Annotated in this window: 29 protein-coding genes and 2 pseudogenes; 12 read left to right on the forward strand and 19 right to left on the reverse strand. The window is 69.0% G+C overall.

The window, feature by feature from the left end; all coding sequences use genetic code 11:
• The first annotated feature begins 77 nt into the window (after positions 1 to 77).
• The 4 genes and pseudogenes from BS329_RS37240 to BS329_RS37255 form a co-directional block, all read left to right on the forward strand.
• The gene (locus BS329_RS37240) at positions 78 to 1,181 is read left to right on the forward strand and encodes a sensor histidine kinase (RefSeq protein ID WP_076167728.1); all 1,104 of its coding nucleotides are present in this window, start codon (positions 78 to 80) and stop codon (positions 1,179 to 1,181) included.
• A complete protein-coding gene (locus BS329_RS37245; protein WP_076167729.1) occupies positions 1,178 to 1,825 on the forward strand; it encodes a response regulator in 648 nt (215 codons plus the stop codon). The genes BS329_RS37240 and BS329_RS37245 overlap by 4 nt, the downstream gene beginning before the upstream one ends.
• A 96-nt stretch (positions 1,826 to 1,921) precedes the next feature.
• Positions 1,922 to 2,320: a hypothetical protein gene (locus BS329_RS37250; RefSeq protein WP_076167731.1), complete on the forward strand. Its 399-nt coding sequence runs from the start codon at positions 1,922 to 1,924 to the stop codon at positions 2,318 to 2,320.
• 96 nt (positions 2,321 to 2,416) lie between these two features.
• A pseudogene (locus tag BS329_RS37255) lies at positions 2,417 to 2,742 on the forward strand (DJ-1/PfpI family protein); the annotation flags it as partial.
• A 111-nt stretch (positions 2,743 to 2,853) separates the two neighbouring features.
• On the opposite strand, the gene BS329_RS37260 reads toward BS329_RS37255, so the two are convergent.
• Positions 2,854 to 3,852 carry a LacI family DNA-binding transcriptional regulator gene (locus BS329_RS37260; protein ID WP_076167732.1) on the reverse strand — a complete coding sequence of 333 codons (999 nt, stop codon included), beginning with the start codon at positions 3,850 to 3,852 and terminating at the stop codon, positions 2,854 to 2,856.
• 268 nt (positions 3,853 to 4,120) lie between these two features.
• Here BS329_RS37260 and BS329_RS37265 point away from each other — a divergent pair, with 268 nt between their 5' ends.
• On the forward strand, positions 4,121 to 4,855 hold the full coding sequence (locus BS329_RS37265) for a LysR family transcriptional regulator substrate-binding protein (protein WP_076167734.1): 735 nt from the start codon (positions 4,121 to 4,123) through the stop codon (positions 4,853 to 4,855).
• Here the strand turns inward: BS329_RS37265 and BS329_RS37270 are convergent.
• The 3 genes from BS329_RS37270 to BS329_RS37275 form a co-directional block, all read right to left on the reverse strand.
• Positions 4,852 to 5,202 carry a DUF5997 family protein gene (locus BS329_RS37270; protein WP_208619353.1) on the reverse strand — a complete coding sequence of 117 codons (351 nt, stop codon included), beginning with the start codon at positions 5,200 to 5,202 and terminating at the stop codon, positions 4,852 to 4,854. The two genes, BS329_RS37265 and BS329_RS37270, sit on opposite strands and share 4 nt — an antisense overlap.
• 166 nt (positions 5,203 to 5,368) lie before the next feature.
• Positions 5,369 to 5,545, reverse strand: a complete 177-nt coding sequence (locus BS329_RS43620; RefSeq protein ID WP_158075872.1) for a hypothetical protein — start codon at positions 5,543 to 5,545, stop codon at positions 5,369 to 5,371.
• A 226-nt stretch (positions 5,546 to 5,771) separates the two neighbouring features.
• Positions 5,772 to 6,266 carry a hypothetical protein gene (locus BS329_RS37275; protein ID WP_076167737.1) on the reverse strand — a complete coding sequence of 165 codons (495 nt, stop codon included), beginning with the start codon at positions 6,264 to 6,266 and terminating at the stop codon, positions 5,772 to 5,774.
• A 222-nt stretch (positions 6,267 to 6,488) separates the two neighbouring features.
• Here BS329_RS37275 and BS329_RS37280 point away from each other — a divergent pair, with 222 nt between their 5' ends.
• Positions 6,489 to 7,625 carry a serine hydrolase domain-containing protein gene (locus tag BS329_RS37280; RefSeq protein ID WP_076167883.1) on the forward strand — a complete coding sequence of 379 codons (1,137 nt, stop codon included), beginning with the start codon at positions 6,489 to 6,491 and terminating at the stop codon, positions 7,623 to 7,625.
• Positions 7,626 to 7,949: 324 nt separating this feature from the next.
• Here the strand turns inward: BS329_RS37280 and BS329_RS37285 are convergent, their stop codons facing one another.
• The 8 genes from BS329_RS37285 to pdhA all read right to left on the reverse strand — a co-directional run bounded on the left by BS329_RS37285 (position 7,950) and on the right by pdhA (position 15,762).
• Positions 7,950 to 8,693, reverse strand: coding sequence for an isocitrate lyase/PEP mutase family protein (locus tag BS329_RS37285; RefSeq protein ID WP_076167739.1), 744 nt, complete (start codon positions 8,691 to 8,693; stop codon positions 7,950 to 7,952).
• 36 nt (positions 8,694 to 8,729) lie between these two features.
• The gene (locus tag BS329_RS37290) at positions 8,730 to 9,749 is read right to left on the reverse strand and encodes a sigma-70 family RNA polymerase sigma factor (RefSeq protein WP_076167740.1); all 1,020 of its coding nucleotides are present in this window, start codon (positions 9,747 to 9,749) and stop codon (positions 8,730 to 8,732) included.
• Between the two features lie 204 nt (positions 9,750 to 9,953).
• Entirely contained in the window at positions 9,954 to 10,727 is a 774-nt protein-coding gene (locus BS329_RS37295) for a PE-PPE domain-containing protein (protein WP_076167742.1), read from the reverse strand.
• Between the two features lie 102 nt (positions 10,728 to 10,829).
• Entirely contained in the window at positions 10,830 to 11,180 is a 351-nt protein-coding gene (locus tag BS329_RS37300; RefSeq protein WP_076167744.1) for a VOC family protein, read from the reverse strand.
• Positions 11,134 to 12,402, reverse strand: a complete 1,269-nt coding sequence (locus tag BS329_RS37305; protein ID WP_076167746.1) for an MFS transporter — start codon at positions 12,400 to 12,402, stop codon at positions 11,134 to 11,136. Before BS329_RS37305 ends, BS329_RS37300 begins: the two co-directional genes overlap by 47 nt.
• A gap of 81 nt (positions 12,403 to 12,483) precedes the next feature.
• Positions 12,484 to 13,674 (reverse strand): dihydrolipoamide acetyltransferase family protein, encoded by a 1,191-nt coding sequence (locus BS329_RS37310; RefSeq protein ID WP_076167747.1) that lies wholly within the window; start codon positions 13,672 to 13,674, stop codon positions 12,484 to 12,486.
• A complete protein-coding gene (locus BS329_RS37315) occupies positions 13,667 to 14,665 on the reverse strand; it encodes an alpha-ketoacid dehydrogenase subunit beta (RefSeq protein WP_076167749.1) in 999 nt (332 codons plus the stop codon). The genes BS329_RS37310 and BS329_RS37315 overlap by 8 nt, the downstream gene beginning before the upstream one ends.
• On the reverse strand, positions 14,665 to 15,762 hold the full coding sequence (gene pdhA, locus BS329_RS37320) for a pyruvate dehydrogenase (acetyl-transferring) E1 component subunit alpha (RefSeq protein ID WP_076167885.1): 1,098 nt from the start codon (positions 15,760 to 15,762) through the stop codon (positions 14,665 to 14,667). Before pdhA ends, BS329_RS37315 begins: the two co-directional genes overlap by 1 nt.
• Before the next feature lie 135 nt (positions 15,763 to 15,897).
• On the opposite strand from pdhA, the gene BS329_RS37325 reads away from it, so the two are divergent.
• Entirely contained in the window at positions 15,898 to 16,377 is a 480-nt protein-coding gene (locus BS329_RS37325; protein ID WP_076167751.1) for an Lrp/AsnC family transcriptional regulator, read from the forward strand.
• Positions 16,378 to 16,689: 312 nt separating this feature from the next.
• Positions 16,690 to 17,151, forward strand: a complete 462-nt coding sequence (locus tag BS329_RS37330; protein WP_076167752.1) for a hypothetical protein — start codon at positions 16,690 to 16,692, stop codon at positions 17,149 to 17,151.
• On the opposite strand, the gene BS329_RS37335 is transcribed toward BS329_RS37330, so the two are convergent.
• Complete coding sequence (locus tag BS329_RS37335; RefSeq protein WP_076167754.1) at positions 17,108 to 18,283, reverse strand: ROK family transcriptional regulator; 1,176 nt, start codon at positions 18,281 to 18,283, stop codon at positions 17,108 to 17,110. The genes BS329_RS37330 and BS329_RS37335 overlap by 44 nt on opposite strands.
• Positions 18,284 to 18,379: 96 nt before the next feature.
• On the opposite strand from BS329_RS37335, the gene xylA reads away from it, so the two are divergent.
• Complete coding sequence (gene xylA / locus BS329_RS37340) at positions 18,380 to 19,549, forward strand: xylose isomerase (protein ID WP_076167755.1); 1,170 nt, start codon at positions 18,380 to 18,382, stop codon at positions 19,547 to 19,549.
• Between the two features lie 58 nt (positions 19,550 to 19,607).
• Here xylA and BS329_RS37345 read toward each other — a convergent pair whose 3' ends face one another.
• On the reverse strand, positions 19,608 to 20,363 hold the full coding sequence (locus BS329_RS37345; protein WP_076167757.1) for a thioesterase II family protein: 756 nt from the start codon (positions 20,361 to 20,363) through the stop codon (positions 19,608 to 19,610).
• A 160-nt stretch (positions 20,364 to 20,523) separates the two neighbouring features.
• On the opposite strand from BS329_RS37345, the gene BS329_RS37350 reads away from it, so the two are divergent.
• A complete protein-coding gene (locus tag BS329_RS37350; RefSeq protein WP_076167759.1) occupies positions 20,524 to 20,901 on the forward strand; it encodes a hypothetical protein in 378 nt (125 codons plus the stop codon).
• Here BS329_RS37350 and BS329_RS37355 read toward each other — a convergent pair.
• Entirely contained in the window at positions 20,898 to 21,761 is an 864-nt protein-coding gene (locus tag BS329_RS37355; protein ID WP_076167760.1) for an alpha/beta fold hydrolase, read from the reverse strand. The two genes, BS329_RS37350 and BS329_RS37355, sit on opposite strands and share 4 nt — an antisense overlap.
• Positions 21,762 to 21,818: 57 nt before the next feature.
• Here BS329_RS37355 and BS329_RS37360 point away from each other — a divergent pair, with 57 nt between their 5' ends.
• Complete coding sequence (locus BS329_RS37360) at positions 21,819 to 22,655, forward strand: helix-turn-helix domain-containing protein (RefSeq protein ID WP_076167762.1); 837 nt, start codon at positions 21,819 to 21,821, stop codon at positions 22,653 to 22,655.
• Here the strand turns inward: BS329_RS37360 and BS329_RS37365 are convergent.
• Positions 22,626 to 23,318 (reverse strand): hypothetical protein, encoded by a 693-nt coding sequence (locus BS329_RS37365; RefSeq protein WP_076167764.1) that lies wholly within the window; start codon positions 23,316 to 23,318, stop codon positions 22,626 to 22,628. The genes BS329_RS37360 and BS329_RS37365 overlap by 30 nt on opposite strands.
• Before the next feature lie 97 nt (positions 23,319 to 23,415).
• Here BS329_RS37365 and BS329_RS37370 point away from each other — a divergent pair, with 97 nt between their 5' ends.
• Positions 23,416 to 24,270 (forward strand): fructosamine kinase family protein, encoded by an 855-nt coding sequence (locus BS329_RS37370; protein WP_076167765.1) that lies wholly within the window; start codon positions 23,416 to 23,418, stop codon positions 24,268 to 24,270.
• 246 nt (positions 24,271 to 24,516) lie between these two features.
• On the opposite strand, the gene BS329_RS44945 is transcribed toward BS329_RS37370, so the two are convergent.
• The 3 genes and pseudogenes from BS329_RS44945 to BS329_RS37385 form a co-directional block, all read right to left on the reverse strand.
• On the reverse strand, positions 24,517 to 24,861 hold the full coding sequence (locus BS329_RS44945) for a PH domain-containing protein (protein WP_244197452.1): 345 nt from the start codon (positions 24,859 to 24,861) through the stop codon (positions 24,517 to 24,519).
• A gap of 114 nt (positions 24,862 to 24,975) precedes the next feature.
• Positions 24,976 to 25,209, reverse strand: a pseudogene (locus tag BS329_RS45435) (DUF2510 domain-containing protein); the annotation flags it as partial.
• Positions 25,098 to 26,447 carry an SNIPE associated domain-containing protein gene (locus BS329_RS37385; RefSeq protein ID WP_076167770.1) on the reverse strand — a complete coding sequence of 450 codons (1,350 nt, stop codon included), beginning with the start codon at positions 26,445 to 26,447 and terminating at the stop codon, positions 25,098 to 25,100. The gene BS329_RS37385 and the pseudogene BS329_RS45435, both read right to left, overlap by 112 nt.
• Between the last annotated feature and the right edge of the window lie 81 nt (positions 26,448 to 26,528).

Genomic DNA, 26,528 nt, shown 5'->3' on the forward strand with positions numbered 1-26,528 from the left:
CGTTTCGTCCTCTGGTTGCGGTAGTTCGTCCCGCCAACTACCGCAACCAGAGGACGACTTGCGACTATTGTGGGTCCGTGAACCGGGCCCTGGCCGTGCTGACCCTCGTCGCGTACGTGACGTTGCCCCTCGGCTCGGCCGATTACGAGACGCTCGTGCTGCCGACGCTCGTCGTCGGGCTGGTCTACGCGGCGATCGCGATCGTCGGCTTCCCCTGGGTCCAGAAGCGCGGACGTGCCCTCGCGATCGCGTATGTCTGCGTTCAGTTACCGCTCGGCTTCACCTTGTTCTCGCTTTCGGGTGCCGCTGTCGGGGCGATCCTGCTTCTCGTGGTCCTCGTCTGCCACACCGTTTTGCTGCTGCCGCTGCCCGTGGCGTTCGGCGTCGCGGTGCTGATCCCGTTGATCCACTTGCCGATGTCGCCGTTGGACGGACTCCGCGAAGGGCTCGGGACGCTGGCGGTCATGGTGTTCGCCGCCGTCGTGGCCGAGTTGGTCGTCCGGGAGAAGCGAGCGCGGGCGGAACTGGCCGAGGCGCATGAACGGCTTCGCGATTACGCCGCCCAGGCCGAACAACTCGCGACGACCCAGGAGCGCAACCGGCTCGCACGCGACATCCACGACGGCCTCGGCCATCATCTGACGGTCGTGCAGATGATGCTTCAGGCCGCCCGCGCGGTGATCGGCACCGGAGACACGGAACGGGCCGACGGGATGCTCGCCAAGGCGCAGGACCAGTCTCGGGAGGCGCTGGCGGAGGTCCGCCGGTCGGTGTCGGCGTTGCGGGAGCCCCGCTCCGAGCCGCTCGCGGACGTGTTGCGGGCGCTGGCGGACGAGGCGTCCGCGGCGGGTGTGCCGACCGGGTTCGAGGTCAAGGGGACGGCGAGGGGCACCCGCGCCGAGGTGGAAGAGTCGCTGTTCCGAGCGGCTCAGGAAGGACTGACCAACGTGCGCAAGCACGCGCGGGCCAAGGCGGCGACCGTGGTGCTCGACTACGCCGTCACCGATCGGGTCCGGCTCGAAGTCCGCGACGACGGTCTCGGGCTCGCTGCGGATTCCCCGCCGGGCAAGGGGTTCGGGCTCGTCGGGTTACGAGAGCGAGTAGCAGGGCTCGGCGGGCAGGTCTGCGTCGACTCCGACGAGGGGAACGGCCTGACGCTCTCCGTGGAGGTGCCGGGATGAGCGTTCGCGTTCTGATCGTCGACGACCAGGCTTTGTTCCGCGAAGCACTGGCGACCTTGCTGGAAGTCCAGCCGGAGATCGAGGTCGTCGGCGAAGCGGGCGACGGCGACCAGGCCGTCCGGCTCTGTGCCGAACTGCGTCCCGACGTCGCGTTGATGGATCTGCGGATGCCGGTGCTGGACGGGATCGCGGCGACCACCCGGTTACGGACCGAGCAACCCGGCGTGCGCGTGCTGGCGCTGACCACGTTCGACGACGACGCGGACGTGTTCGCCGCGCTGAGGGCGGGCGCCGTCGGCTACCTGCTCAAGGACGTCTCGTCCACGCGGCTGGTGGAGGCGCTGGTCGCGGCCAAGCGCGGTGAGTCGGTCCTGCAACCGTCGGTGGCGGCGAAACTCGTCGCCAGGGTGGCGCAGTTGCCTGCCGAGACGATACGCGCCCAACCGCTGACGACACCGCTTTCCGATCGCGAACTGGAAGTGGTCCGGCTCTTGGCCAAGGGCCACAGCAACCGGGAGATAGCCAAAACGCTGTTCCTCGCCGAGGGCACGGTGAAGAATCTCGTGACGAGCGTGCTGGCCAAACTCCAGGTGCGGGACCGGACCCAGGCGGCCTTGCGGGCGAGGGAACTCGGCCTGTTCTGACAGGTCACATGACCCCGACCGTGACTTCCGGCACCTGCCGATATGCCTTGTCGCGCCCGAATATTGCTCCCGTCGAACCGATCGAGGGAGCCGGGAATGAAGCACACGACCGAACCGAAGACCCGTAATAGGGCCGTCCTGCACTTCGTCCGTCACGCCGTGGAAATGCTCCTCGCGATGGTGGCCGGGATGCTCGTCCTCGAACCGGTCTGGTCGTTCTTGTGGCCGGGCCTGGCGGAGAACGTGACCGCGAGCGCACTGGTGATGGCGACGAACATGTCGCTCGGCATGGCGTCGTGGATGCGGATCCGGCGCCACGGCTGGGCTTCGATCGCGGAGATGTCGGCCGCGATGTACCTGCCCTACTTGCTCTTCCTGCCGTTCTTCTGGACCGGCCTGGTGTCCGGGTCGACGGTGATGACGGCCGGGCACGTGCTGATGGTGCCCGCGATGCTCGCCGCCATGTTCCGCCGACGCGCCGAGTACGGAGCCTGATCGTGCGCACCTTTCTCCGCCCGACACTGACGGTGCTGGCGTTCACGTCGCCGCGCTGGCCCTGCCGCTCACCCTCGGCGCGAGCTTCGAGAACGGTTCAACTCCGCCTTCCGGTGGACAAACCGCCGCTGGAAGTCCTGCTGACAACCGGGATCCGGGAATGGGAACTCGCCGCCGTGTTCGACACCTACGGCCAGTCGCTCGCGGTCGAGACGAGAGCCGTCGGCTTGGACGGCACACCGATCCAGTCCCCGGTACGGGCTGACTTTCGCCCCGCGGGGCACGCCCACCGAGGGCGACCGGCTGGTCGTGCCCGGCGCCGACGCGGCCGCGAGGCACGCCGCCGACCGATACTCACCCGTGTACCCGTCCCGTTCGACGCCGTGCTCCAGGACCTCGTGCGCACCACGGACACCACGACTTGGCCGTCGACGGGAGAGGCGGTCGGTCGTGGCGCCGGCCTTCCGCAAGTCGTCCTCTAGTTGCGGTAGTTGGTGGGACGAACTACCGCAACCAGAGGACGAAACGCGGAGTCAGGCGATCGTGCTGTTCCGGATCTCCAGCGAGAAAGGCGTCTGGACGTCTTCGGGGGCGAGGTCGCTCCCGCCCGCGATGCGGCGCCGCAGCAGATCGACCGCCGCTTGCGCGATCGCCGCCTTGTCCGGGGCGATCGTCGTCAGTGAGGGCAGGCTGTACGCGCTCTCCTCGTTGTTGTCGAAGCCCACGATCGCCATGTCCGACGGCACCTGGACGCCCCGCTCGGCGGCGGCTCGCAGCGCACCGATGGCGAGCAGGTCGTTGAAGCAGAAGACGGCGTCGGGCGGCTCCGGCAGCGCGAGCAGATGCGCCATCGCCTCGGCCCCGTTGGCGCGGTGGTAGCGCAGCGCGGGCAGGACCAGTTCCGGCGTGGGCGCGACGCCTGCCTCTTCGAGCGCGAAGTGGTAACCCTCCAGCCGTTGCGCGGCGGTGTGGCGCTGCGGATGCGCGCCGATCGCGGCGATCCGGCGGCGGCCGAGGGAGATCAGGTGCCGAACCGCGATCCGGGCGGCCTGGACGTTGTCGATGCCGACGTGATCTATCGGGACGTCGACGACGTGCTCGCCGAGCATCACCAGCGGCACGCCCGGCGCCAGATCGCCGAAATCGTCCGTATGCAAGGCTTCCGGGCTGATGATCGCCCCGTCGATCAGATGCGGGCCCAGCGCGGACAACGCGTTGCGCTCGCGCTCCCTGGTGCCGAGGGTCTGTTCGATGAGGACGTTCCATTCGTGCTCCTGCGCCGCCTGCAACACCAGGCCCGCGAGTTCGCCGAAATACGGGATGCTCAATTCGGGCAGCATCAGCCCGAGGAACCCGGTGCGGCCGCGGCGGAGGTTGCGGGCACCGAGATTGGGCCGGTAGCCGGTCGACGCCAGTGCCTCCTCGACCCGCTTGCGGTTCTCCGGCTTCACGAAGTCGTAGCCGTTGACCACGTTCGACACGGTTTTGACCGAGACGCCCGCAAGCTTGGCGACGTCCTTGAGCGTGGCCACCCTCGCTCCTTTCTGAGAGATCCGGCACAGATCCGGCACAGCCTAGCGGCGCGAACGGCGGATTTACAACGTTGTACCAACGATGTAAATCTGGCATCGTCCTTACGAGTGACACGGGTCACCGTCGACCCGTGTGCTCGACTTCCCCGAGGAGCGGTCTCGGCGGCCTGGACTCCGTAGCCGGGCAGCTGAAGGGCGCTTTCCTCGCATCGCATGCGGGAAAAGTCCCCTTCAGCTCCCACGGATCACGCCCGGTAACCTTGGCCCCATGACCGGCCCGGACGTACCTCTCTCCTTCAAGCTCGCGTACGTCCCCGGCGTGACGCCCTCGAAGTGGGTCCGGATCTGGAACGAGCGGTCGCCCGGTGTCCCGCTCGAACTCGTCCAGACGACCGCGGCCGAAGCCGCCGCGCTGGTCCGCGAGCGCGAGGTGGACGCCGTCCTGCTGAGGCTCCCGATCGATCGCGAGGGGCTGCACGCGATCCCGCTCTACACCGAGACGACCGTCGTGGTCGCCCCCAAGGACCATTTGGTCGCCGCCGGGGACGAGGTCTCCGTCGACGACATCGCCGACGACGTCGTGCTGCACCCGCTCGACGACACGCTGGACTGGGAGCGGCCGCCGGGGAAGCCCGCGCTGGAGCGCCCCCCCACCACGGCGGACGCCATCGAGTTGGTCGCCGCAGGCGTCGGGCTCCTGGTCGTCCCGCAGTCGCTCGCGCGGCTGCACCACCGGCGTGACCTGACCTACCGCCCGATCTCCGGCACGCCCGAATCCGGCGTCGCGCTGTCCTGGCCGGACGAAGAGACCTCCGACCTGATGGAACAGTTCATCGGAATCGTTCGCGGCCGGACCGTCAACAGCACCCGGGGACGGCAGCAGCCCCAGGAGAAACCGGCGAAGAGCAAGCGCCCCCAGACCGGCGGCCGGAAGCCGCCGTCCGGGAAGGCGGCCGGGCAGCGCGGCGCCCCCAACCGCGGGAAGCCCCGCCGCAGGGGCTAGCTCTCGCTACGGGCGGCCTTGACTCGCGCCTCTTCCTTGCGGACCTCGGCATGGGTCTCGCGCTCCCGCTGGAGCCAATCCGGGGCGGCGGTCTTGATCTCTTCGATCTGCTCGGTGGTGAGGGCGTCGGTGATCCCGCCACGCGCCAGGCCGCTGATGGAGATGCCCAGCTTCGCCGCGATGACCGGACGCGGGTGCGGCCCGTTGCGGCGAAGGTCCCGCAGCCACTCGGGCGGTTCGGCCTGTAGCGCGTTCAGCTCGTCGCGGGAGACGACACCCTCCTGGAACTCCGCCGGGGTGGCCTCGAGGTACACACCCAGCTTCTTCGCCGCTGTCGCGGGCTTCATGGTTTGAGGGGTTTTCTGCGACGTCATCCACTCAGGGTATCGAGCGCCCCGGACGACTCCGATCACGCCCTGTGATCGGCTTCCCCGGTGTCTTCGAGGAGGTCCGGCAGCGGCCGCCGCGGCTCGCGGACGCCGGCGGGGTCGCCGCCGCCCGCGATCCAGACGGTCACCACACTCCACCGCGGCAGGCATGTCCCCGCCGCCGGTGCTTGCGCGACGACTGGCCGTTCAGGAGGGGACACGGGCTGTCCGGATCGGGGCCTTGCAGCGTCAAGCCCGCGTCGTGCCCCGACAGCCAGGCGTCGAGCGCCTGCTTTCCCACGAAGTCCGGCACCACGGCCACGATTCCTCACCCACGACCAGGATATCGTCGGACGCCTTTCTCCGGGAGGGGCACGACACCGAATCCTGTCGGCACTCCGACGACGGCGACCGCGGTGAGGACCAGCCAGCCGAGGTTGAGCGTCCAGTACGTGCCGACTCGCCGGTGCGCGGCTCCCGTTCGACGAGGCGCTCGTCAGCGCGCCGAACGCGGCGGAACTCGCCGGCGTGCTCGCGCCGAGCAATGCTTAGAGGTAGTCGAAGAACCGGTCCCACCACGACGGCGGCCGATCCGGGGGATAGAGGGCGTCGAATCCGCTGATCCCGGTGTACTTGGTCCACAACGGGTGTTCGGAGACGGGCAGGTAGCCGAGCGCTTCCAGTTCGTCTTCGACCTGTTTTCGCACCGGTGCCGGGAAGAACTCTCGTTCCTCTTCTTCGTCGTAGCTGCCCGGATTCCCCAAAGTCACCGCGACGAGGCCACCGAAATTGCTGATCGTGACGGTCACCTGGTCCCGTGCGGGGGTCGCGCTCGCCGGGATCACGATCCTGCCGAGGTGGCTGGCGTCCCGGACATGGCGGTCGACTTCGCAGGTGCAGCCGAATCGGCGGCCGAGCCGTTCGGCCATTCGCTCGAACCGGGCACGTTCGGCCGGTCCGTCGAAGTCGTGCGGCACCTCCCAGTGGCCGGGTTCATCCAGCTCTCGCAGCATTGCCCAGGTCTGCTGTTCGTCGAGGGGCATCGTCGCCTCCCGGCCTCGGGTGGTCTAGTCCACTTACCGAACTGACCTTAGCCAGCCGTATCCCGTGCGGACAATGGTGGGACGAATTCTGGTCCGAAAAATATTCGCGGGAGCGAATGGGTAGCGCAGGCGCTACCCGTGATTCGGCAGCCAGCACTCCTGATCTTCGTGCCCGATCCGACCAGGATCGTAGGCATCGATCCGTTCGAGCAAGGAGTGCGAATGACGGTACGCAAGGGTGTCGTGGTCCTGACGGTGGCGGGGCTGATGGGCGCCGCGTCGACCACGGCGGCGGACGCGGCCCCGGCCAGGGGCACCGAGCTGCAGAAGGGCCTCGACTCGTTGGTGCGCCAAGAGAAGTTCCCGGCCGCGCTCGCCTACGTGACCGATGGAAGGCGTACGGCGTCGCTGGTCGCGGGGTCCTCACGGATCGACCGCCAGGTCCCGGTTCCCCGGGACGGCACGGTCCGGGCGGGAAGCAACACCAAGACGTTCACGGCGGTCGCGGTCCTGCAACTGGTGGCCGAAGGAAAGGTGGAACTGGACGCGCCGATCGAGAAGTACCTTCCCGGGATCGTGCGCGGCGAAGGCATCGACGCCACCAAGATCACCGTCCGGCATCTGCTGCAGCACACCAGCGGGCTGCCGAACTACACCGAGTACCTCGGGCTGGAGAACTTCGAGCAGGTGCAGCACCGGTATGTCCCGAACCACGAACTGCTCGCCGCGGCCTTGAGTCACCCGGCGAAGTTCGCGCCCGGCACGAAGTGGGAGTACAGCAACACCGGCTATCTACTGGCGGGCATGCTGATCGAGAAGGTGACCGGACGCCCGGTCCAGGAGCAGATCACCGAACGTGTGATCAAGAAGGCGGGCCTGAAGCACACCTACTGGCCGCAGGTCGGCGACCAGACGATCCAGGGACGGCATCCGCGGGGTTACGCCATCGGCAACGCCGCCACCGGCAAGGTGATCGACGCGACCGAACTGGACCCGTCCTGGGGCGGTGCCGCCGGGCAGCTGATCTCGACGCCCAGCGACCTCGGCGAGTTCTTCCGCGTACTGCTCGAAGGCAGGCTTCTGCCCGCCGCGCAGCTGGCCGAAATGCGGAAGACGGTCGACGCGCCCCTGTTCCCGGGAACGAAATACGGCCTCGGCCTGATGAGCAACCCGCTCAGCTGCGGTGGCGTGTACTGGGGACACGGCGGGGACATCCACGGATTCGAAACCCGTGGTGGGGCCACGGAAGACGGCCGCACCGTCGGGCTCGCGGTGACCGCGATGCCAGGCACCTTCGGTGACGTCGAGAAGGGTGGCAAGGCCGTCATGGCCACTGTGGACACCGCGTTCTGCAAGTGACGGCTGTGGTGATTCGTGTGCTAGCCCGAATCGCGACTCACGGCCACCCGGACACTCCCGGTCCCGGCGCCGTGGTCGCTTGAAGTACAGGAAGGACCCCCTTGCCTGCGCCTAGGTACAGGAAGGGGTCCTTCCTGGACTGGGGAAGGTGTGAAGGTCGCGTTTCTTCGGCTCAGCCGAGGGAAGGGGGCCTTCACGCGCCCTCATCGTGACCGGTGGGGCTAATGAGGCTCCCCGCGAGTGCTCCAAGTCGCCTGCCGCAGGTACCTAGAACACTCTTGGCCCTAACCCGAATCGCGACTATCCCGGCCTGGGCGTTCGCAGCTACAGCTTCCCGATGGCCGCCCGGAAACCCTCCAGCGCCGCGCGGTAGAAGCGCGGACCGTACGACACCCGTGCCACGCCGAGTGCCCGGAGCGCGGCCACATCCAGTTCCTCGCCGACGTTCCCGTTCACCGGACACGCGAGTTCGGTGACCAGTGCGGCGACGTCGTCCCGGCGTCGCATCCCGATCGGGTACACGCAGTCGGCTCCGGCTTCCCGGTAGAGCCTGCCCCGCCGGATGGCCTCGGCAAGCCTTTCCGGCTCCGGGATCCTGCGGTCACCGAGGAACGCGTCGACCCGGGCGTTGACGACGATCGCGACGCCCGCCCCGGTCGCGGCCGAGCGGATGTCCGCGAGCCGCTGCGCATGCGCGCCGGCATCGATCAGCTCGCCGGTCCGGTGATCGGTGTCCTCCAGGTTGCAGCCGACGGCGCCGGTCTCCAGCAGCCGGTCCACGAATTCCCGCGGTGCCAGGCCGTAGCCCGCTTCCGCGTCCACGGTGACCGGCAACGAGACCGCGCGGGCGACCCGGCTCGCCGCCGCGAACATCTCCCGCCATGGCGCGCCTTCGCCGTCGGGATAGCCGAGCATCGCGGACACGGCGGCACTGGCGGTGGCGATCGCGGGGAAACCCGCTTGCGCCACGACTTCCGCGCTCGCCGCGTCCCAGACGTTCGGCAGGACGAGCATTTCCCCGCTGTGCAGGGCACGGAGCGTTTCGGCTCGGGTGTTCAGGTCGGTCATCGGTTCCTCCTCGATCGGTACGGGACAGGGCGGGGATCAGCCGCGCAGCGAGCGGGGAAGCCCGAAAGCGGCGAGCAGTGAGTTGTCGAGGAACCGGGTCATCGCGGTGATCCGGTCACCTGCCAGTTCCAGCACGAGCACCCCGTGCGCGTGCCCGATCGGCGTCCTCGGATCACGGAGGTAGCAGCCGAAGGCGGGTTGACCGTTCGCGCGGGTCGGGATCAGCGAGTACCGGCGGCCGTCACAGAGCGCGACGGTGGCCAGGAAGTGCCCGACGGCGTCGGGGCCCTGGTATTCCAAGGGAAGCGGGGGCATGGTCAGCCACGCGTCGTCGGTCAGCAGCGCCACGATGGCCGCGACGTCGCCGGTCTCGAAGGCGCGGGTGAATTCGTCGACGATCCGGCGTTCCCGCGGCGAATCGGGCAGGGGAGCGGTCTCACGTCCGCCGTCGGGCATCTCCTTGGCCAGCGCCGAACGCGCACGGTTCAGTGCGCTGGTCACGGCGTTCTCGGTGGTGTCGAGGATCCCCGCCACCTCGGCGGCACGGAACCCGAGGACATCCCGCAGCACCAGTACGGCCCGCTGCCTCGGCGGAAGTTGCTGAAGTGCCGCCAGGAACGCGAGCGAGATCGACTCCCTTGCCTCGTGGCGCGCCTCCGGGCCGGGCACCTGATCGGCGATCCCGTCGAGGAGGACGTCGGGGTAGGGCTCCAGCCAGCTGGGTTCCGGGCGGCGGCGCGACGGCTCGGGCAACGGGACCTCCGGTCGGTGGGCCGCGTGGTCGTGCGGGCGGCGCCCGCCCGCCCGCAGCGCGTTGAGGCAGCGGTTGGTCGCGATCCGGTACAGCCAGGTCCGCACGGACGCGCGTTCCTCGTACGTGCCGATCCCGCGCCACGCGGCCAGCAACGTCTCCTGCACCAGATCCTCGGCGTCCTGCACGGAGCCCAGGAAGCGGTAGCAGTGCACCTGCAGCTCACGGTGGTACGGCGCGACGAGGTCGCGGAAAGCCTCGCCGTCCCCGGTCTTGGCCAAGCTCAGCAGCTCGTCCGCCCCCATGTCCGGTTCCTTCCTCGTGTCGTGTCCCTCGGAAGAATGGACACCGCCGTCGCCGGAAACTGGTCGGTCTCGGCCCAGCTTCCTCCGATTCCACGGAAAACCGGGAGAACGACGATGGCCCGCCCACGACACTGTGGGCGGGCCATCGCTCGATCCGCTGTCACCCGGCGATCGGGCGCCGGGTGAGCAGCGGTCTTCACCGGGTCACGGCGCGGGATGCGGCGGACGGCAGTTCTGTCGCGGCAGCGCGTGTGAACCGTTGGTGTACACACCGTCCGCGATCGTGTCCTCCATGATCGAGCGGTGATCGGCGGGACGGGCCCACTGGTAACAAAGGTGCTGCGCGAAGTACCCGCCAGGCGCTTCGAAGGTGTCGAAGTGGCAGACACCGTCGGTCTCGATGCAGTAGCGGATGAACGGGATACCGCCGAAATCGGTGCGGCCGGGACCGAACGACACGTAGCCGCCGAACGGCGACGGGGCCCCGGTGCCAGGAGGGAGTACCGCGCTGATCCCGCGCCCCGGCGGACCGACGGGCTGCATCGGGTCGGCGAAGATCTTCGCCCTGAACCGCGACTTGTCCACCGCGAGCCTGCCGTCGGCGATGTCGTTCAGCACCAGGTTCGCGACCAGCGCGCCCTGCGAGTATCCGACGACGGTGAACTCCGCGCCGGGGTTCTCGTCGAAGGAGCTCTGGACGACGCGGCGGGCTTCTTCGTGCCCGCGGGCGACGCTCTGGTCCATCGGCGTCTGGTCGCAGTTGGATGCGCCGGCGGCCCCCGCCGGGTAGTGGACCACCTTCCGGATCCCGCCCCGCAACCAGGCGTCGTTGTACACGGTCGCGGCACCGTCACAGGTGCCGCCGACGAGGATGTAGTAGCGCGCCTGGTCGGCTTGGGCCGACGGCGCGATGGCGCCGATCAGCCCGGTGGCCAGCGCGACCGCCGCCAGGACCCCCCTGAGTTTCTTCACCTTCATCATTCCCTTCCGCTCGACTACGGTGCGTGTCGGAACGTTAGGGATGCGTCATGAAATTTCGATGAAACCCGCCGTCAGGGTCAACGAACTGGGCCGAACGCCTCACCGATGGGACAGCACGTTGACCACGTGGCCGCCGGGATCGCGGACGAAGAACCGCCGGACACCCCACTCCTCGTCGGTCAGTTCGTGCACGATCTCCGCGCCGGAGGCCTTGGCCGCCGCGTACCGCGCGTCGACGTCGTCCACCTCGATCGAGGCGACCGGGACGACGGGCGCGGTCTCGTCATGGGTCATCAGGCTCAGCTGCACCTCCGGCCGATCCGGGTCCGCCAGGGTGACTATCCAGCCCTGGTCCATCACGACCTCGAAGCCGAGCACCTGGACATAGAAGGCTTTCGCCTGCTCAATTGACTGAGTCTCGAGGTCGGGAACCACTCTCTTGATCGTCATGCGCCGATACTGGCACAGGGGTCCGACGCTTTCGGGGGAGCAGCAGCGGCGTCGCGAGCATGAGAACGCCGGCGACGCCGGCGGCGGCACGCGGGCCGGTGAACGCGGCGAGCAGACCCCACAGCGCGGTCAGGGCCGCGGTGGACAGCTTGCCCGCGATCGACCAGGCCGACAGCGTGCGCGCCGCGCGGTCGGCGGGCACCAGTTCGAGTCTGGTGGTGGCGAGCACCGGGTTGAACACCCCGATACAGGTGATCAGCGCGAATTCGACCACGATGACCAGGATCAGCCCCGAAACACCGGGATGGATGAAGACCAGCCCCACCGGCCAGCAGACACGCAGCCACCCGGAGACGAAGAGGACGCTGTCCCGGCCGAACCGGGGCACCACCCGCCGGGAAAGTCTCGCCCCGATCAGTCCACCGAGACAGGGCACGGCGAAGGCGATCGCGTACTCCAACGGCGTGAAGCCGAGCTGTCCGAGCATCAGGACGGCGAGCAGCGGAGCGGTCGCCATGATCAGGCCGTTGACCACGATCGTGTTGACGAACAGGGGCCGCAACGTCGGGTGGGTGAGGATGAACCGCCAGCCTTCCCGCAGATCGCGGCCACTCAGCCGAGGCCCGTCCGGTTTCGCGGGTGCCGGTTCCGAGCCGCCGACGGCACGGATCCCGGCAGCCGAAAGCAGGTAGCTGACCGCGTCGGCGGCGACCGTGATCACCGGTCCGAACAGGCCGACGGCGAAACCGCCGAGCGGCGGGCCGAGCACCGTCGCGGTCCAGGTGGTGGACTCGAACCTGGCGTTCGCGACGAGAAGATCCTCCCGGGGCACCAGCGATTTCAGGAACGCGCCGCCGGCGGCCAGGAAGGTGATGTCGGCCGCGGCGACGATCACCGACACGGCGAGAAGCTGGCCGAAACCGAGCAGTCCCAGCGCGTACGCCAAGGGGACGGTCAGCAGCGCCCCGCAACGGACGAGGTCCATCGCGATCATCACCGGCCGCTTGCGGCGGAACTCGACCCAAGGACCGAGGGGCAGCGCGACCACCGCCCCCACGACGAGACCGGCGGCGACCAGCAGCGAGACCTCGGTCGTGCCCGCCCCCAGCGTCACGATGGCGATGAGGCTGAACGCGTCGAACGCGAACCTGGTGCCGAAAGCACTGGCCGCGTACGCCGCCCAAAGCCAGCCGAACCGTCGCCCCAGCGATCTCCCACTCACTCGTGAGATCAAAGCAAGCCGGGTCCCCGAAGTCGAACAACGGAACGTTGGCGGATCACAACCGGGAGTTGTACGAGTCGCTCAGAGGTCCCCGAGCGCGGTGACCGGCGACTCGACGCAGTCGGCGACGAACCGCAGGAAACCGCCTGCGGTCCCGCCGTCGCAGACCCGGTGGTCGAACGCCAGCGTCAGCTCACAGACCTTTCGCGCCACCAGCGCGCCGTCGACGACCCAGGCTCGGTCGATGATCCGGCCGATGCCGAGGATGGCCGCCTCCGGATGGTTGATGATCGCGGCGGAGCCGTCCACCCCGAACACGCCGTAGTTGTTCACCGTGAAGGTCCCGCCGGTGAGCCCCGCCGGTCCGAGCTTTCCTTCCCGGGCCTGGGCGGTCCGCTCGCCGATCGCGGCCGAAAGCTCCCTTGTGGACAGTGAACCCGCGTCGCGGACGACCGGCACGACGAGACCGCGGTCGGTCTGTGCCGCGAAACCGAGGTTGACGTCCCGAAGCTGGACGATTTCGTCGCCTTCGACCCGCGAGTTCAACTCGGGGTACTTCCGCAGCCCCGCCACGGCGAACCGGGCGACAAGGCCGAGAAGGCTCACCGAACGATCGGGTGCCGAGGCGTTGAGCGACTTCCGCGCGGCCACGAGTCCGGTCGCGTCGACGTCGACCCAGACCGTCGCCTCGGGGATCTGACGCCGCGACGTCGTCAGCTTGTCGGCGACGGCCTTGCGGACCCCGGTCAGCGGGATTCGCTTCTCACCTTCCCGTGGTCCGGGGACGGCGGTGGTGAGCACGGCCTCGACGTCCGCGCGCCGGATGATGCCGCCCGGGCCGCTGCCGGTGACGCGCGACAGGTCGATCCCGTTGTCCGAGGCCATTTTCCGGACGAACGGCGAGATGACGCCGGGCGCCTTCGGGGGCAGTTCGACGGCGGTGCGGGTCCGGCGGCGCCGTGTCGTGGTCATGGTCCCGTAGCCGATGAGGACGTTGCCGCTGCCCTCGCTCGCGGTCGTCACGCCGGGTTCGGTGAAGCCGGGGCCGATGGTGAGCAGGGGAGCGCCGACCGGCAGCGACTGACCGGGCTCGCCGTGGAGGCGGGTGACGACGCCGGCGAACGGCACCGGTACCTCGACCGCGGCCTTCGCGGTCTCCACCTCGACGACGGGCTGGTCGACTCCGACGGTGTCGCCTTCCTTGACGAGCCAGTTCACGATCGACGCCTCGGTCAGCCCCTCGCCGAGGTCCGGGAGCAGGAAGTCAGGCACCGGCCACCGCCGGTTCGTCGTGCCACTGCAACCGGGCGACGGTGTCCAGGATCCGGTCGACGTCCGGAAGCTGATGACGTTCCAGTTTCGGTGGCGGATAAGGAATGTCGAGTCCGGTGACCCGCAGGACGGGTGCGTGCAGCCGGTGGAAGCACTGCTCGGTGACCCGGGCGACCACCTCGGCGCCGTAGCCGCCGAACCCGGCGGCCTCGTGGACGACGACCGCGCGACCGGTGCGGCGCACCGAAGCGGTGACGGTCTCGTCGTCGAACGGGTTCAGCGACCGGAGGTCGACCACCTCGACGTCCCAGCCCTCGGCGGTCGCGGCCTCCGCGGTCTCCAGCGCGGTGGCGACCATGGGGCCGTACGCGATCAGCGTGACGTCCTTGCCCTCGCGGCGCACGACCGCGCTGTCCATCGGCGCGTTGTCGCGGGTGAAGGAGACGGCTTCCTTGGACCAGTAGCGGCCCTTGGGTTCGAGGAAGATCACCGGATCCGGTGAGTCGATCGCGTCGCGCAGGAGGTCGTAAGCGTCCTGAGGGGTGCCGGGCGTGACGACGCGCAGGCCGGGGGTGTGGGTGTAGTAGGCCTCGCTCGAATCGCAGTGGTGCTCGACGCCGCCGATCCCGCCCGCGTAGGGGATCCGGATGACCATCGGCAGCGACAGCGCACCGCGGGTGCGGTTGCGCAGTTTCGCGACGTGTGACGTGATCTGCTCGAACGCGGGGTACGCGAAGGCGTCGAACTGCATTTCGACCACCGGGCGGAACCCGCCCATCGCCATCCCGACCGCGAAACCGACGATGCCGGATTCCGCCAGCGGGGTGTCGAAACAGCGGTCCTCGCCGAAGTCGGCGGTGATGCCGTCGGTCACCCGGAACACGCCGCCGAGCGGGCCGACGTCCTCGCCGAAGATCAGCACGCGGTCGTCATCCTTGACGGCGTCGCGCAGGGCGGCGTTGAGCGCCTGGGCCATCGAGATCTCGGTCATCAGCCCTCCACGGCTTCCAGTTCGGCCGCCACCAGCGCCCGCTGAGCGGCGAGCTGACGGGTCGGAACGGCGTACACGTGCTCGAACAACGACATCGGATCCGGCTCCACGTCCGCGTTCAGCGTGTCGCGTACTCCGGCCGCGAACGTCTCCGCCTCGGCACGGAATCGCTCGATGTCGTTGCCGGTCACCAGGTTCGCGGCGGTCAGGTAGGTCTCCAGACGGCGGACCGGGTCGGCCGCGCGCCACTTCTCGACCTCGGCCTGGTCGCGGTAGCGGGTGGCGTCGTCGGCGTTGGTGTGCGCGTCGATCCGGTAGGTGTGCGCCTCGACCAGCACCGGCCCGAGCCCGGCACGCGCGTGCGAGACGGCGTCATCCAGCACCGAAAGGACCGCGACGGCGTCGTTGCCGTCGACCTGTTCGGAGCGGACGCCGTAACCGACGCCCTTGTAGGCCAGCGCGGGCGCGGCGCTCTGCTTCTCGAACGGCACCGAGATCGCGAACCCGTTGTTCTGCACGAAGAACACCACAGGCGTTTTAAACACGGCCGCGAAGTTGAGCGCCTCGTGGAAGTCGCCCTCGCTGGTGGCGCCGTCCCCGATGAGCGCGAACGCGACGGCCTCCTCGCCCCGGCGCCGCATCGCGTGCGCGAGCCCGGCCGCGTGGAGGGTCTGGGTGGCCAGCGGGGTGCACTGGGGAGCGACACGGGTCTCGGCGGGGTCGTAGCCACAGTGCGCGTCACCGCGAAGCAGCGTCAGGATTTCGCCCGGCTCGAGCCCGCGGGCGACCAGCGCGACCGAGTCGCGGTAGGTGGGGAAGAGCCAGTCGGCCTCGGTGAGGGCGAGCGCGCTTGCGACCTGGCAGGCCTCCTGGCCGGCACTCGACGGGTAGACCGCGAGGCGGCCTTGCTTGGTCAACGCCGTCGCCTGCACGTCGAACCGGCGGCCGAGCACCATCAGCCGGTAGGCCTCGACGAGCCGGTCGGCGGGCGGCTCGGCGTAGTCGCCGTGCTCGTGGACGCGCGTGCCGTCCTCGGCGAGGAACCGCACCGGGACCGGTGACGGCAGCAACGCGGCGGCTGAGGTCTCCCGCGACATGCGCAGCACCCACCTTTCGCAGACATATGATGCTGAGATCGTGGTTTCCGGCGTCCTGGTGTTCAAGAGGTAGGCGAAATGAGCGACAAACTGTCCGAAGAATCGGTTCAGCCGCGCCAACCGTCCACAAGTGGCGTGGCTCACGGATCCGATTTGGGACGAACGGTCCTTGCCCTTGACGACATCGACCGCGCGATCCTCGCCGCACTGTCCGCCGACGGCAGGCTCGCCGTCCGCGCGCTGGCCGAGCGGCTGCACATCTCGCGCACCAACGCCTACGCTCGCCTGGACCGCCTGATATCCGAAGGCGTCATCACTGGCTTCGGTGCCCAAATCGACCCTCGGCGGGCCGGACTCGGGACGAGCGCGTACATCCTCATCACCGTCGAGCAGACGTCGTGGCGCACGATGTCGGCCGAGTTACGGGAGATCCCGTACGTCGAGCACGTGTCGCTGGTCGGTGGCGACTTCGACATCCTGCTGCTGGTGCGGACGCCGGACAACGCGTCGCTGCGGGACGTCGTCCTGGAACGGCTGCAAGCACTGGACGGAGTGCGGTCGACCCGGACCTGGCTGATCTTCGAGGAACAGGCGGGCGCCGCTCCCCGCGTTTAGTCCTCTGTTGCGGGGCAGCGCGTCGGCCCTTCCGGGTGTCGCGAAAGCCACTTTCGCGACACCTGATGTCCCCAAAGTGGCTTTCGCGACCCGTCTCCCGGGCGGGTGCCCAATGAGGCATGGGGCCGCTGTAACGCCTTCAGTCTCCGCGCCGAGTACAGGCGGGTTCGAGGGTGGGAGCGGTGGCACCCTGCCGACCGGAGGCACCACCGGCAAGCCCATTCGGGTGATAACGGTTCGGCATTCGATGTATCCGACGTACCTCCCCTTGACACTTCCCTACGATTCACGGCGACTGGGCGGAGGACTGCGGTGACTGTGGAGAGCGCGGGTCAGGACTACCTGACGCGGCAGGTCGGGGCACTGCTCGAAGCGATTCGCGAGGAGGGGCCGGTCGGCGAGGGCAGACGCAGTTTCCGGCTCGCCGGGCATCTCGCCGCGGAGGGCGGGTTCCACCTCGGCGACATCCTCGCCGCGACGGCGCAGTTGCTGGCCGTCCACGCTTGGAACAACGGTTACCTCGGCGCGGCGGAGCTGCTGACGCGGCGCATGCGGGATTTCGGCGCCGAGTCGGTCGAGCTGGTGCGGTATCTCGTGCGGCTGGAGACCGGCTGCGAGCAGGGCTGGCTCCCGCACGCGGATCGCGACGAACTGATCGCCTACGCCCGTCGTGTCCGGCGTGCGGACATCGAGGAGCGCGCGCAGGCCATCGAGCCCTCGTTGCCAGGGGTCACCGACCCCGAGCGTCCTGATCGGATGGCCAGTGAGTCGTGAGATGGTGCTCGGGATCCGCGAGGATGCCGCGGACCACCGAGCAGGCGGCGCCGCGGACGGCGGCCCCCGTGCCGAGCGCCGAGGGCACGACGCGCACCGGCGACCACGTCGTGCTGGGTACTCGGCGTTCCAGCTCGGCGAGGAGTGGCTCACGCAGCCACGGTTCCAGCCGCGCGTAGGTTCCGCCTAGCACCACGGCGGGGACGTCCATCAGATTGACCACAGTGGACAGTCCGAGACCGAGATGACGCGCGGCGGTGGAGACGGCGGTGAGCGCCGCGGCGCTTCCCGATTCCAGCGCGGAGAACAGGTCGTCGACCGTCTCCGCGCCCGCCAGCCGGAGGATCTCGTCCTGTCCGGCCATTCTTTCCAGGCAGCCGTTCGCGCCGCAGGAACACGGCGGGCCGTCGGGCGCCACGGGCAGGTGGCCGATCTCGCCGCCGGCGCCACGCACGCCCTCGAACAGGGCGCGGTCCAGCACGATTCCCGCGCCGATCCCGATTTCGCCGGACACGTGGACGAAATCGGGCAACGCGGTGCCGTGCCAAAGTTCGGCGAGCGCGGCGAAGTTGGCTTCGTTGGCGACGGTGAAGGTCTCGCCGAGCCGGTCCGCGAGGTCGACGTCGCGCCAGCCAAGGTTGGGGGCGAGGCGCACGAGACCGGATTCGACCAGGCCCGGAACCGCGATGCCCACACCGCCGACGGATATGCCGAGTGCCTCCGCCTGCTTGCGCGCCTTGTGCAGGAACGCCGACACGCGCTGGAAAACACGCGGTGTCCGATTGTCCGCGTACCGGACCTCCTCGAATCGGACGGCACCGGTCAGATCGACGAGGCACGAAGCCAGGTAGTCGACACCGATCTCGATGCCGAGCCCGTGCGGCCCGGTGGGGGAGAGCGACACGACGGTGCCGCGCCGTCCCGGTCCGGCGCGCCGCTCCGGCTCGCCTTCGGCCACGAGATCCGCCGCGATCAACCGGTCGACCACGCTCGACACGGTCGCCTTCGTGAGTCCGGTGGCGGTGGAGAGTCCCGCCCGTGAAGTTCCCGGCCCGTCCGCGATCGCGCCGAGGACGAGGGCGGCGTTGTGCCGCCGCACGGTGTGCTGTCCCGCCGGACGCGTGCCGATCATCGCGCGATTGTATTCGTTCGATGCCTGAACGAAAGCCTTGACCCGCCAGGGTGCGCGTCGATAAGTTCAGGCATCGAACTAATTGGTGGAGGCGTGATGACTCAGGCACCGACGCGTGAGGACAAGTTCAGCTTCGGGCTGTGGACCGTGGGCTGGCAGGCGAACGACATGTTCGGTCCGGCCAGCCGGGGCCCGCTCGATCCGGTCGAAGCCGTGCACCGCCTCTCGGACCTCGGCGCCTGGGGCATCACCTTCCACGACGACGACCTCGTCCCCTTCGGGGCGGCCGACGCCGAACGTGCGCGGCATCTGAAGCGGTTTCAGGCCGCGCTCGCCGAAACCGGCCTCGTCGTCCCGATGGTGACGACGAACCTGTTCAGTCACCCCGTCTTCAAGGACGGTGGCCTGACCAGCAACGACCGCGACGTCCGCCGCTACGCGCTGCGGAAGGTGCTGCGGAACCTCGACCTCGCGGCCGAACTGGGCGCGCCGACGTTCGTGCTCTGGGGCGGCCGCGAAGGCAGCGAGACCGACGCCGCGAAGGACGTCCGCGCGGCGATGGACCGCTACCGCGAGGGCATCGACTTCCTCGCCCAGTACGTCATCGACCAGGGCTACGGTCTCCGGCTCGCCCTCGAACCGAAGCCGAACGAACCGCGCGGCGACATCCTGCTGCCGACCGTCGGGCACGCGCTCGCGTTCATCTCCACGCTGGACAACCACGAGATCGTCGGCGTGAACCCCGAGGTGGGGCACGAGCAGATGGCCGGGCTCAACATCGTCCACGGCATCGGGCAGGCGCTGTGGCAGGGCAAACTGTTCCACATCGATCTGAACGGCCAGCGCGGCCCGCGCTTCGACCAGGACCTGGTGTTCGGCCACGGCGACGTGCTGTCGTCGTTCTTCCTGGTCGACCTGCTGGAACACGGCGGTTACGACGGGCCGCGGCACTTCGACTACAAACCGCCGCGCACGGAGAACATGGACGGCGTTTGGGCCAGCGCGGAGGCCAACATGGCCAGCTACCTGCTGTTCGCCGAACGCGCCCGCGCGTTCCGTGTCGACCCCGAGGTGCGCGCCGCCCTCGACGCGGCCCTCGTCCCGGAGCTGGCGACACCGACGCTCAACGAGGGCGAGACGGCAACGGACCTGCTGGCCGACCGTTCGACGTTCGAGGACTTCGACCCGGACAAGGCGGCCGAACGCGGATACGGGTTCATCCGCCTGTCCCAGCTGGCGCTCGAACACCTCACCGGGGCGCGCTGAGCCTGTCGTACGACCCGCCACGGTGACCGCCGGATGACGTCACCGGCGTGCCACCTGGCTAAGCGACTTCCGGCTCGACGCCGAGGAAGGCGGCCTCCAGACGGCGGATCCGGGCCCAGAACTCCCCCTCCCGGCCGGTTTCGAGAACGCCGAGATGCCCGCCGGGGACGACGCGTCCCACGAACGGACCGGACGTCCACATCCGCCATCCGCCGGTGGCGTCGTCGCCCGAAGCGAACGCGGGATCGTCGGTGCCGCGTATCGCCGCGATCGGGCACGCGAGCCGCGTCCTGGCGGGTCCGCGATAGGCGTTCAGCAGCTGGAGGTCGCCGAGTAGCAGGTCCAGCGCGTACTCCCAGCTCTCGGGCGAGTCGCGGTAGCCCGCGACCGGGGTAAGCCCGGTGCGGCCGAACACCCGGCCCATGGCCGACGCTCCCGCCTTGGCGTTCTTGCCGGGGGAGCGCCGCTGCGGGGCGCACGCGTCCACGACGACCAACGCGCCCGGTGCGGCGTCCAGCCGTCGAGCCGTTTCCATCGCGACGAAGGCGCCCATCCCGAAGCCGATCACCACGGCGCGGGAGAACCACTCCGTCGTCGTCTCGTCGGCCAGCCGCGCGGCCAGTTCTTCGACGGACGCCGCCGGAGTCTCCGCGAGTCGTTCCCCGTGCCCGGGATATTCGACGCCCCAGACGTCCGCGTCGCTCGCGGCGGCGAGCGGGCCGAGGGTGCCGAGGAGACCTCCGGCAGGTGGAAGCAGCAGGTAGTCGCCCCCATGACCGTCCGAAGTGGACAGTGGAACGAGGGTGGTCGTCATGATCGGAAAGATACGCGTCGTTGACCCGGTTTGGCCTCGACCAAGATCAATTCACCCGCCAGGGTGAGGCCGGGAAAGATCTTCGAAAGAAAGTCGCCCGGCTGTGTCGTATCTGGCGTTCTCCATTCGACGTCCTGATAAGAGCCGGAAGGAGAAAGCGATGAACACCACGACACTGGCCTCGACCACGCGGCTGAACCCGGTGAGCCGCCCCCTGCCGGTTCTGCTGGCGATGGAGGACGACGCGGAAGACGTCGGCCGCCTGTCCCCGGACGACCGCCTGACCTGCCACGTGCACGGCCGCTGGATCCACCAGTGCGTCGCGTCCCCGCTGCACGTCAACCCGATCACCCGGCACCGCTGGTGCCGTTCGTGCGCGACCGCGCTGACCGTATCCGTCGACGAGTTGTCCGGTGCCGTCACGATGTCCTGTCCCCGGTGCGGCCACGGCGCAAGCGCCGCCTCGGCCCGCCTGATCGTCGCGTGCCGGGCCAGCCTGGTCGCCGCGCGCCGCGGTTCCGGTGCGCGGGCTGCCTAGGCCGCCCACTTGAGGAGACGGTCGATGATCAGGTCGCGATCCTCCGGCCGGAGATAGAGGTAGTGCCCGGCGCCGGGCAGGATCTCGACGTCGGCGTGGGGGAGCAGACTCGCGAATCGGGCGGCGGCGGCGGCCGGATCGTGCACGGCGCTGCGTCCGCCGAACAGGGCCAGCGTGGGCAGTTCGATGGACCGCAGTGCCTCCTCGCTCGGGCGAACCTGGAACGGTATCCGCGCGCGGTACGACCGGATTCCGGCGAGCACCAGCTGCGCGGCGGGCTGGTCGAAGATGTCCTCCCCGGCGGACCAGATGAGGAAACGCCGCCACCGGCGTTCGCTGTCGAGCACGGCCGCGGCCGCGCCGTACCAGAACACTTCGCGGGCGAACGGCGCCGAAACGGTGGTCGCGTCCAGCAACGCGAGGGACGCGAGTCTGCCGGGTGCGTGGATCGCCTGGTTGACCGCGTGCCAGCCACCGGTCGAACCACCCACGAGGTGCACCGCGGTCAGCCCCAGGCTCTCGAAGACGTCGTCGAGAACGGCCGCACGGTCGCGAACATCCTCGAACGGCGCCGTTTGCACGCTGCCGCCCGCCTCGCCGAGGGTGTCGATCGCGTACACCGCGTGCCGCTCGGCCAAAGCGGGAAGCAAGGCCGCGTAGCAGGCGGAAGTCGCCATGAGCCCGGGTAACAGTGCCATCGGCGGGCCGTCGCCGCCGTAACGGTAGACCCGGGTGACGCCATGACGCGTCGCGACGTTGAAGACCCCGTCCGGCACCGGGCACTCGGCCATGGCACGGTCATAGGCGGCGAAATAGCGCTTCTCGGCCGCCGGATTTCTGAATCCCCCTGTTTTCTTCATGAGGAGAACGCTAGGCAGAGCCACGTTTCCGGTCTTGAACGAAAGTAAGATGGCGGCATGGGCGGATGGAGTCTCGTGGTGCCGCGGCGGGAGATCGTCCGCGCGCCGGGTGAGCGAGTTCTTGGAGCACCCCACCCCGGCCTCGCCGCTCATGTCCTGAGCTATGTCGCGCACGATCTCCCCGACATCGAGCCGGTTTCCTGGCAGGTCACGCCGTTGTCCGTGCTCACCTGGGCGATCGACCTCGAAGCGCCGGTCCGCCGCGGACCGGACGGCATGGTCTCGGATTCACCGGTGCTCGGTTTGCGGGACCGGCCACTGGTCGTGGAACAGGCCGGGAGTTCGCGCGGCATCGCCGTCGCCTTGACACCGCTCGGCGCGTACGGCTTGTTCGGAATTCCGTTGCGGGCGCTGGCGAATTCGACGGTCGGCGCGGCCGATCTGCTGCCGCCCGGGTCACTGACCGAGCAACTCGCGGAGGCCGCGGGCTGGCCGGAACGCTTCCGGCTGCTCGACGAGTACCTCGTGTCGCGGCTGGTTCGCGGCCTCGAACTCGCCGCACCCGTCCGCTACGCCTGGGACAGGTTGTCGGCGGGCCCTGTCCGCGTCGGCACGCTCGCGGACGAGATCGGCTGGAGCCGACAGCATCTCAACGCCCGGTTCCGCGAGCAGATCGGACTGGGCCCCAAGACGATCGGGCGGATCACCCGGCTCAACCGCGCGATGGCGCTGCTGAACCGGGCGTCTTCCCTCTCGTGGTCGGAGGTCGCGTACCGGGGTGGGTACAGCGACCAGGCGCATCTCGTCCGCGAATTCCGGGCATTGACCGGATGTAGCCCGACCGAGGTCGGCAAGCCCGCCGGGCTATTTGTTGCGCCAGGTCACGGCTCGTGAATCGGCGCTTTCGTAGGGCTGCGAGGTGTACGCCAGCGACGTGATCGGGTCCGACGCGACCCCGAAGTGCAGGCGGCAGGACTCGAAGACCGCCCCCTTGACCGAAAAGTCCTTCGGCGCGAAGTTCTGGTCTTCGCAGCCGGCGACGTCGGAGTTCCCCATCCCCAGGAGGGAACCCGGCCAGCCGCCGCTCTTGGTCCTGGCGCTGAGGTTCGGCGCGTACACCTCGGCCAGGTTGGTGCCGTCGACGTTCGTCAGCTTTTCGCGGACGAAGAAGAAGTGTTTGCCGCGCAGTTTGGCCTTGTCCTCGTCCTTGAGCGGCAGGCCGTCGATGTCGGCGTCGGGCGCTTTGACCGATTCCACCGTGACCGTCAGCCCGACGACGCCCTTCGCGTAGTGGCTGTAGAACGGGATGATCGCCTGCTCGCCGAACTTCAGCTTCGTGCCGGGCTTGACCGCTTCCCCGGTGATCTCCAGCGTGGGCGTGGTGGTCAGGTACGGCTTCGGCGTCGTCGTCGGGGGCTCGCTGGCGGGAGCCTCCCCGGACGTCACGGTGCCGGAACTCTTGGCCTGGCCGATGTTCGCCGGCGGCGTGCAGCCGACCAGCGCGGCGCCGAGCATCACGGCGATGACGGCATGACGAACTCTCGGACGTGTGGGCACGACCGATCTCCCCTCGAAAGTGAAAGCGCGTGGATTTCCCCCGCTGATCACTCTAGACAACGAGCGTTCACCCGATCAGCGGCGGTAGGTTGCGGGCATGACCCAGGTTTCGACGCCTGCCGAGGCGGCCACGAGGATCACCGGACGGGCCGTCGTCGAACAGCGGCGCCTCAAGGGCGCGGTGACCGAAGTGGTCCTGGACAGCGGCGACACCGTGATCGTCAAGCGGGGGCACGCGCGGAACGCGACGGCCGCGGAGGCGGCGGGACTGCGGTGGCTCGGTGCGGCCGATGCCGTGCGGGTGCCCGAGGTCCGCGGGGACGACGACGAGTGGCTGGTCACCGAACTGGTCGGTGACGGGCGTCCGACGCACCACGCGGCGGAGCGGCTGGGGCGGGGACTGGCGGCGTTGCACGCGGCCGGAGCGCCCGCGTTCGGCGCGGCGCCGCCCGGCGGGCCCGCCGACGCGTGGATCGGCCTGGCCCCGATGCGGAACGCGGCGGGGGAGGACTGGCCGCGGTGGTACGCCGAACACCGGGTCCTGCCTTACGTGCGCAGCGCTGTCGACGATGGAACTTTGACCGGCGGCGAAGCCGAGGTCATCGAGCGAGCCTGTGCGCGGCTGCCGGAAGTGGCCGGGCCGGCCGAGCCTCCGGCGCGCCTGCACGGCGATCTGTGGAACGGCAATGTCCTGTGGGGCGCCGTCGAGGTCTCGCTCATCGATCCCGCCGCGCACGGCGGTCATCGCGAGAGCGACCTGGCGATGCTGCAACTGTTCGGCTGCCCGCTGCTCGACCGTGTACTGGCCGCCTATCAGGAGGTCTCACCGCTCGCCGACGGCTGGGCCGAGCGAATCGGGGCACACCAGCTGTTCCCGCTCCTCGTCCACACTGTCCTTTTCGGACGGTCTTACGCCGGGCAAGCGGTTTCGGCCGCGAAGTCGGTTGGTTAGGCCGGGTTTCTCGAAGCGCGCTTTCGCTTTCCGCGGGCCGGGCCGCGGCAGTGGCTGTTCACTCTCGCGGCCATGTCAGCGGCCCACCTCCGCAAATCCGAGGCCTCCGGCCGAAAAGAAAGCGCGGTCGCGACATCACCCTGAACGCGGTCGCGCCCGGCCCGACCGCCACGGCGTTGCTCCTCGACGGCCCGGCCCGCTGGGTCACCGGCCAGGTCCTGCGCGCCAACGGTGGCATCGTCTGAGTCAGACGACGTCCAGCCGCGGTGCCGCGGCCGCCGACTGAGCCGCGTAGGCGATGGAGTTCGCGTCATCGAGGTTGTTGACCCGAACGGTGAACGCCGGAACGGCCCGCTTAATGAACTTGGTGGTGTAGACCGAAAAGGTCTTGGTGGACCGCGAGTAGAAAATGTGCTTCGTCTGGTTCCAGTCGACCTCGAGGAACTGACGGCGCACGACCCCGACGAAGAGAAAGAGCAACCGGCGGTTCGTGCACGCGAGCACACCCTGGCCTTCGCCTTGCGCACTGGTCAGCGCGAGTACCTGTTCTTCGGGCCGGAGATAGCCGGGGAGGAGATTGACCTCCTTCATCGAACCCACGAGCACTCCGCGCACGTTCCGCAGTGCCGCCGCGATGTCGGGGCGTGCTGCCGGAGCGGGAGAGGGCTGAGGCGCCTGTCGCGGAGGTGCCGAAGGCGCGGGTACGGGACGATCGGCGGTGTAGAAGGTCCAGCGATGTCCGTCCCAGTACCGCAGCAGGGACTCGTCTAGAGGATCAGGGAACCACGACGGGGGACGGGGAGGCGCTTGCGACGGGTTGGGGTGACTCATGTCAGGTCGCCGTCCGAAGAGAGGTCGCCGTCGTCGCCCGCGTCGGTGTTCGACGCGACCGCCGACAAGGCGAGCGAGCGTTCGTCGTCGCGGCGGGACGCGCGCCATTCGACGGCGTCCGCGGCGTCCTTGTATTCGAGGATGTGGTCGTCGCCGAGCTTGGTGAGGAGTTCCTTCACCCGCGCGGGCGTGGCGTAGAAGAACTCGCGCCGCGGATTCACCATGTTGACGCGATCGGCCGCCAGTTCCCGGTGCAGGGCCGTTTCGAGGGCGACCGCGTCTTCGGAGAAGAAGAGCCCGTGCACGTCGAACCGGAACGGCACGGACGCGTCGCCGAGTTCCCGGACCCGGTCCATCGGTTCGAGGCGACGGGTCATCCCGATCTTCACCATGTCGGGTCCGAACGCGCCCAGGTTCGAGATGACGTAGACATAGCCGGCGCGGACGTTCGCCGCTCGTTGCTCGACACCGGCGATGGCGTCATCGACGGCGGCCAGCTGTTCCTTCGCCTTGGCCCAGCCTTCGGTGTCACCCTTCGCCTCGAGCCGGGCGAGGACCGAGGTGTAGTGGGCGCGCTCTTTGGCGAGACGTGCCCGCTCCCGCTCAACCTCCTTCATGACCTTGGCCTCTTCGCGGAGCCTGGCGCGTTCTTCCCGCACCACTTCGCGTTCGACCTCGACCTTCATCAGGTGGTCCGCGGTCAGGTCGATCTCCTTGAGCCTGAGCCGGTGGTAGTCGCTTGAGATGGTGATGCGCATCAGCGTGCCGAGCTTGCTGATCGTGTCTCGCGTGGTCGTCAGCCGGTTCTTGACGGATTCCACCGTATGCGGTTTGACCACGCGGACCGCGTTGTCGGCTTCGGCGTTGTAAGCCCGGAGCATCAACTTGGCCATGTCGCGGCCGAGTTTCTGCCCCTCTTTGACCGATCCGTTGACCGCCCAGTCGACCTGGCAAGTGACGGCGTCGGTCTTGGCAGCCGCCTTGATGTTCAGCCGCAGTTCGCTGAGCGCGTCCTTGTAAGCCAGCGCGTCCTCGAGCGGATGCGAGTACTCGTAGATGCCGACCTGCTGGAGCAAGGCGAGTTCACGAGTCTCGACGAGCTGGGAGCGCCAAGACTCCAGCTCGGCCGCCAGTTGCTGCCGGGAGGCGGACTGCGCGGCATGTTCCGCCTTGGCTTGCTCGACCGCTGCCTTCAACCGGCGGAGGTCGGTTTCGAGTGCGGCGGTTTCGGCTCCGCGAAGGTGTCCGACCCAGCCCCTCAACTCCCCGATCGTCGCGTGCGCCGCCGCCAGTTGCTGCTGAAGGGCGACGACTTCCGCGCTCTGATTGTTGCCGAACAACGCCACGCTGTTTCCTCCCCGTGAGGCACCGGCCAAGATCAGGTTTCGGTGCTCTTTCGAAGATCTTGGTGAGGGCACGCGGCGTTA

This window comes from Amycolatopsis coloradensis (assembly GCF_001953865.1).
GTDB classification, from domain to species: Bacteria; Actinomycetota; Actinomycetes; order Mycobacteriales; family Pseudonocardiaceae; genus Amycolatopsis; species Amycolatopsis coloradensis.